General features: G+C 69.0%; 9 protein-coding genes. 7 read left to right on the forward strand and 2 right to left on the reverse strand.

Features of this window, described 5'->3' with window-relative positions:
- Positions 1-185 precede the first annotated feature (185 nt).
- From E3O46_RS05150 to E3O46_RS05165, 4 genes are all read left to right on the forward strand, one after another.
- The gene (locus tag E3O46_RS05150; RefSeq protein ID WP_134447034.1) at positions 186-1,628 is read left to right on the forward strand and encodes a hypothetical protein; all 1,443 of its coding nucleotides are present in this window, start codon (positions 186-188) and stop codon (positions 1,626-1,628) included.
- 204 nt (positions 1,629-1,832) lie between these two features.
- On the forward strand, positions 1,833-2,093 hold the full coding sequence (locus E3O46_RS05155) for a hypothetical protein (protein WP_134447036.1): 261 nt from the start codon (positions 1,833-1,835) through the stop codon (positions 2,091-2,093).
- Between the two features lie 71 nt (positions 2,094-2,164).
- The gene (locus E3O46_RS05160) at positions 2,165-2,386 is read left to right on the forward strand and encodes a hypothetical protein (RefSeq protein WP_241975240.1); all 222 of its coding nucleotides are present in this window, start codon (positions 2,165-2,167) and stop codon (positions 2,384-2,386) included.
- Positions 2,387-2,455: 69 nt separating this feature from the next.
- A complete protein-coding gene (locus E3O46_RS05165) occupies positions 2,456-3,244 on the forward strand; it encodes an alpha/beta fold hydrolase (RefSeq protein ID WP_134447040.1) in 789 nt (262 codons plus the stop codon).
- A gap of 127 nt (positions 3,245-3,371) precedes the next feature.
- Here E3O46_RS05165 and E3O46_RS05170 read toward each other — a convergent pair whose 3' ends face one another.
- Together E3O46_RS05170 and E3O46_RS05175 are read right to left on the reverse strand one after the other, a co-directional pair.
- Entirely contained in the window at positions 3,372-3,872 is a 501-nt protein-coding gene (locus E3O46_RS05170) for a 2'-5' RNA ligase family protein (protein WP_134447042.1), read from the reverse strand.
- Positions 3,873-3,887: 15 nt separating this feature from the next.
- Complete coding sequence (locus E3O46_RS05175; RefSeq protein ID WP_241975239.1) at positions 3,888-4,793, reverse strand: LysR family transcriptional regulator; 906 nt, start codon at positions 4,791-4,793, stop codon at positions 3,888-3,890.
- Between the two features lie 116 nt (positions 4,794-4,909).
- Here E3O46_RS05175 and alsS point away from each other — a divergent pair, with 116 nt between their 5' ends.
- The 3 genes from alsS to hemG all read left to right on the forward strand — a co-directional run.
- Positions 4,910-6,700 (forward strand): acetolactate synthase AlsS, encoded by a 1,791-nt coding sequence (gene alsS, locus E3O46_RS05180; RefSeq protein ID WP_241987338.1) that lies wholly within the window; start codon positions 4,910-4,912, stop codon positions 6,698-6,700.
- Positions 6,697-7,431, forward strand: a complete 735-nt coding sequence (gene budA / locus E3O46_RS05185) for an acetolactate decarboxylase (RefSeq protein ID WP_134447044.1) — start codon at positions 6,697-6,699, stop codon at positions 7,429-7,431. Before alsS ends, budA begins: the two co-directional genes overlap by 4 nt.
- 152 nt (positions 7,432-7,583) lie before the next feature.
- Positions 7,584-8,295: protoporphyrinogen oxidase (gene hemG, locus E3O46_RS05190; RefSeq protein ID WP_166790982.1), on the forward strand; the 712-nt coding region annotated here is incomplete at its 3' end.

Here is an 8,295-nt window from a genome sequence, read left to right on the forward strand (position 1 = left end):
ACGGCGATCAACGAGGGACTGGACATGGTGGGACTTCCTGATTCTCGCCCTACGTCAAACGGCGAACTTGCTCTGAGCTACCCGCCTCAACTCACCCTGACACGTAGGGCATCCGCGTCGACTCGAACCTATCGACCCGCCGCCGATTCCCTCAGCTCGTCCTCAGTGCGACACTCCACCTCCCCATGCTCGAGACAGCTAACACTGCGGTCACGCTCATGCGTGGAGCCCTCAACACTGGCATTCGTCCGGAAATCGTTGACGCCGACCTCGGATACTTCGGTAGCCGTCGTTTCGACAAGCTTTATCGGCCGACCTTCGAGCTCGGCTTCACCCCCTCCACCGATTACAGGCAGGAGCAGCTTGGGGCAAGCATGCTCGACGAGGGCGTCATGTGGGTCGAGGGGAGCGCATATTGCCCGCTGATGCCGCGTGCATTCATCACCGCGACGGCAGATATCGACGAAGGCACGGTTGACATGGAAACGTATCGCGCACGAATCGAGGCGCGCACCGAATTCAAGTTGCGGACAATCGGCAAACCTCGCAAGGACGGAGGGGTTCGTATGATCTGCGATTCAAACTGGAGGCACGAGGCTGCGGGGACGGATCGGTTGATACCATCTTCGTCTGTCGGCGGCCAGCAGCGTGACATCGACCGGTGCCCATGCACAAGGAAGTCTGTTTCCGTGCGCGCTGACGACGTGATGCGTCGCCAGGCGTTCACGTACGGAGGTTCAAAGTGGCTCGAATTCCACCTGAGGTCGCGTGCGGCGGCGGAATCGGTCACCGCGCGTGCAGCCCGTAAGAGCCACCAGCACCGATATCAACCCGCATGTTGCCGCGATTCCGCGCATCCCATACCCCCGTGTGCAGATCATAAGGGATGGAACACCTTCACCCCGGCCCTCGGAGGAGCCGGCACCGAGCCCGAGTCTTCATGTCTGGGACGCCGGTGGTTCATTGGCCAGCCATCGGGCCTTCCTAGATTGCGAGAGGGGGCGAGCGCCCCACGAGGGGGTTCACGGGTGGATACGGGGCTCGAAACACGACAGGTATGGTGGGCGCGGGCATCCGTGCAGGCGACGCGGATCGGTGTGATCGCGATCGGAGCCGCACTGCCGTGGTTGTTGTTCATCGTCTGGCTGGGCCAGCCAGACCGGAATTTGCTCGGGCCCATGGGCCGCACGGGCGTCATCGTCACCGTCGTGCTGCAGTGTCTCTCCGTGGTGGCCGGGCTCGTTTTCGTCGTTGTGATGTCCGCCTGGACCGAAACCCGCGGGTGGCAGGCGGCCCGAATCTGGGGCTGGATCGCGTTCGTCTGGGGCATTCCGCTTGCCTGGCTCGCGGCGGTCGTGTGGCCCGACGGGGTCTGGCCCCGGGAATCCGGCCTGCCGCTGATCGTGTTCGGGGTGATCTGCGTGATCCTCATCGTGCCTGCGCTGATCAACCCGCGCCGGACCGGCCTGGTGGCTGTCATCGGCACGATCCTGCCCCTGGTCATCCTCGTCGCGATCATCGCTTCGACAATCTCCGTCCCTGCGGTCTTCATCCTGCTCGGCCCGGCGACGGCGTACTGCGTCGCTGTGTCCCTCAGTGCTTCCGCGGCCGCCTTCGCCAGAATCTGACGCTCCGAGCGTTGCTGTTGCCGTGATCTCTCCGGACACACTGGCCGCCGACATCTCAGGGACCGTCGAGCAGAGGTCCCGGCGCTTCGTCGACCGTCCCTATCGCTCGGGGGGAAGCGGCGGTACGGTCTGCGCGATGGCCGGTTCGCGCGCGAACGAACCGCTCACCCTCCTGTCCCAGCGTCGGAACCGAGAGAGGCAATCATGACAACGGTGTTGATATTCCATGAGGTCGATGACGTCGAGCACTGGCTCAACTCACCCCGGCGGGACGAGGTGTTCGGGCCGCTCGGCATCAGCATCCAGACCTTCATCGACCCGACCGACGACCACAGGGTCGGCCTGATCGCCGACGTGCCCGACATGGACGTCTTCCAGCGGGTGATGGCGTCCGAAGTCGCGGCTGAGGCGATGCAGTTCGACGGCGTCCGCCCGGAAACCGTCGTGATGATGGTCGAGGGCTGACGATGTATGCCCGAATCAGCACCTTCAGGACCGGCCCAGACACCGACCCCCACGCGAATGAGAATGCGACCATGCTGCGGGTGCTCGCGAACCCCGGCGGCCGCGGCATGTACTTCCTGAAAGGCACGGAGACCGACACGGCCCTGGCCATCACGCTCTGGGACTCGGAGGACTCCCTCGCGGGGAGCAGGGAGCCCGCAGAGTCGATTCGCGCCGACTCGAGCGCCGAACAGCACCTGACGATCGTCGACGTCGAGGAATTCGAGGTGACGGCGAGCACCTTCATCGGCTGAGGCCTGCGGCGCCCTCCCCGGTGCGCTCGTTACGATGGGGGAGTCCCAGGCCCCGCTCGGAAGGCATCCATGGAGTACGCCCTCGCGCCCGACGGCGCCCGCATCGCCTGGTCGTCGACCGGCGGTAACGCGACAGGTGACCCCGTCGTCCTGGTCGCGGGACAGGGCGTCTCGAGCCGGTCCTGGTCTCCGCTGCTGCCGACGCTCGGTGCCCGGCACCGGGTGATTACATTCGACACGCGCGGGGTCGGCGACAGCGAGCCCGGCGCCGACGCGCGCTTCACGACGGCGGCGCTCGCCGAGGACATCGTCGCCGCTCTGGACGCCGCGGGGATCGACAGGGCGCACGTGTACGGGCACTCGATGGGCGGCCGGGTCGCGCAGTGGTTCGCGATCAACCACCCCGATCGCCTGGGCGCCCTCGTGCTCGGCGCGACGAGCGGCGGCGATGACCGGGGTCTGACCCGCACGGCTGACGTCGCCCAGCGCATGGCCCGGGGCGACGCGCTCTCCATGGGTCCGCTGTTCTTCACGGATGCCTTCATCGCGTCCCACCCGGAGCTCGTCGCGGCCACGTTCGTACGACCGACCTCGGTCCACACCCGGCGCCTCCTGTTCGGCGCGAGCACCGCGCACGACGCCTGGGACCACCTCCCCGGGATCACCGCGCCGACGCTTGTGCTGCACGGCGACGCCGACGAGGTCACTCCTCCCGGGAACGGCGAACGCCTCGCCGAACATATTCCGAATGCCGCATTCGGGGAGCTGCCCGGGCTCCGGCACGGCTACTTCCTCGAGAGCGCGTGGGCGACGGATGCCGTCCTCAGGTTCTTCGCGGCGCATCCGCTCGCCGCCTGACGCAGCTTTTCTCCTCGCGCACCCCCTGCGCCGCTTCGCGCCCGGCATGCCTGGCGCGAAGCGGCGCAACGGGCGCGCCTGCGCTGGGTTGCGACACGTGACGCGCGACGCGTGCCGGCCGCCGAAGCTAGGGGCGGGCCGAGTGAGAGCGCGGGCGCAGCGGGATCGTCGCGAGCACGGCGCGACCGGCCGGGTCGGCCCGGGGCGCCATGTCGACGAGAGCGATCTGGCCGAGTTCGAGGATGTCGCCGGTATTCACCCGCGCGTGGTGCTTGTCGGTGACGTGCGCCCGGAACTCGGTTCCGGTGAACGCCGCCTCCCCTGGCGCAGTCGCGAACGGCCGCACGGCCGCGACCACGAGGTCGTGCAGCGCGGTCAGCCCGGGGTCGGGTTCGAGCACGGTCACGGGAATGTCGTGGCGGCGCCCGAAGCGTTCCGCGCCGCCGGCGACCACGCTCAGCGCGGGCACGGCGGATGCCGAGGCCGCGAGAGCCTCCCTGATCGCGCCGGGCGCGGCATCCGTCAGGAACGGCGCCAGCACCGTCACGTGCAGGGGCCAGTCGCGCACCAGGAAGGTGGCGCCGACAGCGAGCGGCGTGAGCGGGAGGACCACGACGAGCCGGGGCATCAGCGCATCACCGCATCACCGGATCGCGCCGGTCTCGTCGTCGGCGAGGGCCAGGTCGATGAAGGCCCGCACCGCCGCCGAGAGCCGCCGGGTGCGCGACGCCGCGAGGTAGACGGTGAAGTCGGGCATGCCCGCGACGGGGAGGCGTCGCACGTTGCGGGCGTCCCGGGCGGCGAATTCGGGCAGCAGGGCGACGCCGAGCCCGTTGGTCACGTATTCGGCGGCGGTGCCGATGTCGGAGACCTCGATCATCACCCGGCGTTCGAGGCCGGCCGCGGCGAAGGTCTCGTCCACGATCTGCCGGCTCGCGTAGCCGGGCGGCAGGTCGATGAATTCCTCGGGGGCGAGGTCGTCGAGATGGTCGAGGCCGACGTGCCCGGCCGTGGCGAGGCGGTGATCGGCCGGGACCACGAGCACCATCGGCGAGGAGGAGATCGGCGCGGCCACGAGCTGGGTGGGCACGGGTCCGCTGAGCGCGAGGAAGGCGAGGTCGAGTTCGCCGGTCGCGAGCTCGTCGAGGAGCCCGGCCGAACCGCGCCTGGCCGCGCGCAGCCGCACCCCGACCCCCGGGTGGCCGGTGCGGAACAGCCCGAGCAGTCGCGGCACGTTGACGAGGGTGACCGAGGTCATCAGGCCGATCACGATCGACCCCGTGATCGCGTGGGTGGTCTCCTCGGCGGCATCGCGCACCCCGTTCACGGCATCGAGCGCCTCGCGCACCTTGGGCAGCAACAGCTCGCCCGTCGAGGTGAGCCGGATCTGCCTGCGGCTGCGGTCGAAGAGCTCGACGCCGAGTTCGTTCTCGAGCGACCGCACCCCTGCGGACACCGCGGACTGCGCGATCGTGAGTCGGTCGGCGGCGCGCGTGAAGCTCAGTTCGCTCGCCACCGCGCTGAAGAATTCGAACTGTCGCACATCCACTCGTGCATCATCTCATTTACAGATCGTTTCCATCACCATTCGGCGTTGTTTCTTATCTGTCGGAGCGGGACGATAGATACAGGGAGCCGCTCGAACGGCGAACCGGAAGGCATGACGTGACGAACAATTCAACTGTCCTGGGCAGCGGCCCCGTGGCGGACGCCCCGATCCAGGCGGATGCCCGCGTCCAGACCGATCCTCATTCCGCGGTCCCCTCGATAACGGATGGCCTCGGCGCGCCCGCCGCGCCCCGGCGCTCGGCCGACCGGGTCGTCGAGGTGCTCAAGGCCCACGGGGTGAAATGGGTGTTCGGCGTTCCCGGCGCCAAGATCGACCCCGTCTACGACGCCCTCGTCGACGACGGCCCCGAACTCATCGTCTGCCGGCGCGAGCAGAATGCGGCCTTCATGGCCGCGGCCGTCGGCCGGCTGAGCGGCCAGCCCGGGGTCGTGCTCGTCACGAGCGGGCCCGGCACCTCCAACCTCGCGACCGGCCTGCTCACGGCCACGACAGAGGGCGACCCGATGGTCGCGATCTGCGGCGCGGTCTCCCGCGCCGACCGGCTCAAGCGCACCCACCAGTCCATGGACGCCGTCGGCATGCTCTCCGCCGTGACCAAGTCCGCAGGCGAGGTCAGCGTCGCCGACAACGTGCCGGAGGCCATCGCCAACGCGTTCCGACGCGCGACCCAGGAGCCCAAGGGCGCCGCCGCCGTCGTGCTCCCGTGTGACGTGCTCGTCGACACGACGACCGTGTCGATGACGGGACCGCACTGGGTGCCGCGCCTCGGCGCCGCCCCGGCGGAGAGTGTCACGCGCGCGGCCGCACTTCTGAAGGGTGCGAAGTTCCCGGTCATCCTAGCCGGCGCACGTGCAGGGTCCGACCGCGCGACCGTTGCCCTGCATCGCCTTCTCGGCGTCGCCGACCTGCCCGTCGTCGAGACGTTCCAGGCGGCCGGCGTGCTGTCCCACGAGCTCGAAGAGCACTACCTCGGCCGGGTGGGCCTGTTCCGCAACCAGCCGGGCGACATCCTGTTGCACAAGGCCGACCTCATCCTCGCGATCGGCTACGACTTCGTCGAGTACGAGCCCTCGAAGTGGAACAAGGACCACCAGCGCCGGATCATCCACCTCGACGAGCTCTCCGCAGACCTCGACGACTACTACCGCCCGACGGTCGAGCTGCGCGGCGACGTCGCCGAGACCATCGACGCGCTCGCCCGGCAGATCGACGGCCTCGAGCTCAGTGCCGCGGCATCCGCTGTCGTCGCCACCGAACGGGCCCGCCTCGCCGAGGCCGACGAACCGCACTGGAACGACGACGAGTCGGAGGGTGTGCACCCCGCGGCCCTGACCCTCGCGATGCGCAACCTGCTGCCCGATGACACGACCGTGCTCTGCGACGTGGGGTCGCACTACATCTACATGGCCAGGCACTTCCGCACCTATCACCCGCGTGCCCTGCTCTTCTCCAACGGGCAGCAGACCCTCGGCGTCGCCCTTCCGTGGGCGATCGCCGCGACCCTCGTGCGGCCGGGCACCCCGGTCGTCTCCGTCTCGGGCGACGGCGGGTTCCTCTACTCGGCGATGGAACTCGAGACCGCGGTGCGCCTCGGCTCGACGTTCACCCACGTGATCTTCAACGACGGCACCTACGACATGGTCGCGTTCCAGCAGCAGGGCAAGTACGGCCGCACCTCCGGCGTGCAGCTCGGCGACTACGACGCGGTCAAGTACGCCGAATCCTTCGGCGCCCACGGCTACCGGGTCACGCACCTCGACGACTTCGCGGGCGTGCTGAAACAGGCCATGGCCGAGCCAGGGCCGAGCATCATCGACGTGCGCGTCGACTACCGAAACAACCGGGATGAGCTCATGGCTGATCTGGAAAGCGATGTGCTGCAGTGAGTGAATTCACGGTCTCCCGACACGAGATCTTCCAGACGAGCCTGATGAGCGCCCTGCTCGACGGTGTGTACGAGGGCGAGATGACCGTGCGCGACCTGCTCGGCCACGGCAGCTTCGGCATCGGCACCTTCAACGGGCTCGACGGCGAGATGCTGATCCTCGACGGCAGCTGCTACCAGCTGCGTGCCGACGGCGGAGTCTCCAAGGCCGATCTCGGCGCGCACACCCCGTACGCGGTCGTCACGAACTTCGTCCCTCACGTCGAGAGCGATCTGCCGGAGGGTGTCCTGCGCGCGGAGGCATCCGCCTTCATCGACCGCATGACCTCGTCGGAGAACTACATGTACGCGCTGCGGATCGACGCCGAGTTCGAGTGGATCACCATGCGCACGGTCGTCAAGCAGGAGAAGCCGTATCGCCCGATGGTCGAGGCCACAGATGAGGACGCGATCGTCGAGCTGCACAACGTGACCGGCACGATCGTCGGCTTCCGCACCCCGCTCTACGAGCAGGGCATCGGCGTTCCCGGCTGCCACGCCCACTTCGTCACCGACGACCGCAGCGCCGGCGGCCACGTGCTCGACTTCAAGCTGAAGTCCGGCCACGCCGCCCTCTGCCTCGGCACCGACCTGCGCCTGCAGCTGCCGCTGACGGATGCCTTCCGCGACGCCAATCTCTCGCCAGACGACCTCGAGTGGCAGCTGCAGAAGACCGAGGCGCACGCCAAGTAGGCGCTCCTGCGGTCTCGGGTCACGGGGGCGCGGCAGAACGGGCCGCCGACACTAGTGTCGGAAAAGCCTTTCCTGCCGAGCCGTAGGATCGATGGAACGGTGTGCTCCAGCCTTCCGACTGTGCCGGTCCACCGGCAACGGAAGGACCATACGTGCTCTCTCGACCCCGGGTCGTCATCGTCGGCGGCGGAATCAGCGGACTGGCGACAGCCCACTATCTGCACCAGTCTCTCGGGGACGGGGTCCTGATCACCGTGCTCGAGGCCTCCCCCCGCCTCGGCGGCAAGATCATCACCGAGGACTTCGCCGGGCACTCGGTCGACGCCGGCCCCGATGCGCTGATGGTGCGCGCACCCGTCGCCGTGAACCTCCTCACCGACCTGGGCCTCGCCGACCTCGTCGTCGCACCCGCGAGCGGGGGATCGCGGATCTGGTCCCGCGGACGCCTCCGCACGCTGCCCGCAGGAACCGTGTTCGGCATCCCCGACCGACTGCTGCCGCTGCTCCGGTCACGCCTGCTCTCCCCGCTCGGCTTCGCCCGGGCACTCCTCGACCTCGTGCTCCCCGCCGGGCGCACCCTGCCGGCCGATCCCACGATCGCCGAGATTGTGGTCCCGCGGATGGGCCACGAGGTCTTCGACCGGCTCGTCGACCCCCTCCTCGGCGGCATCCACGCCGGTCGCGCCGATGAGCTCAGCGCGCACAGCACCGCCCCCGACATCGAGGTGCTCGCCCGCGGCAACCGCAGCCTGAACCTCGCGCTCCGCCGCCGGCGCCGCGCCGGGGCCGCGAAGGCCGCCGCCGCGTCCCGCTCCGCATCCGTGCCCGTCGCCACCGCGGGGGATGCCGCGGCCGGGTCCCGCG

It is taken from the genome of Cryobacterium glucosi (assembly GCF_004402235.1).
GTDB classification, from domain to species: Bacteria; Actinomycetota; Actinomycetes; order Actinomycetales; family Microbacteriaceae; genus Cryobacterium; species Cryobacterium glucosi.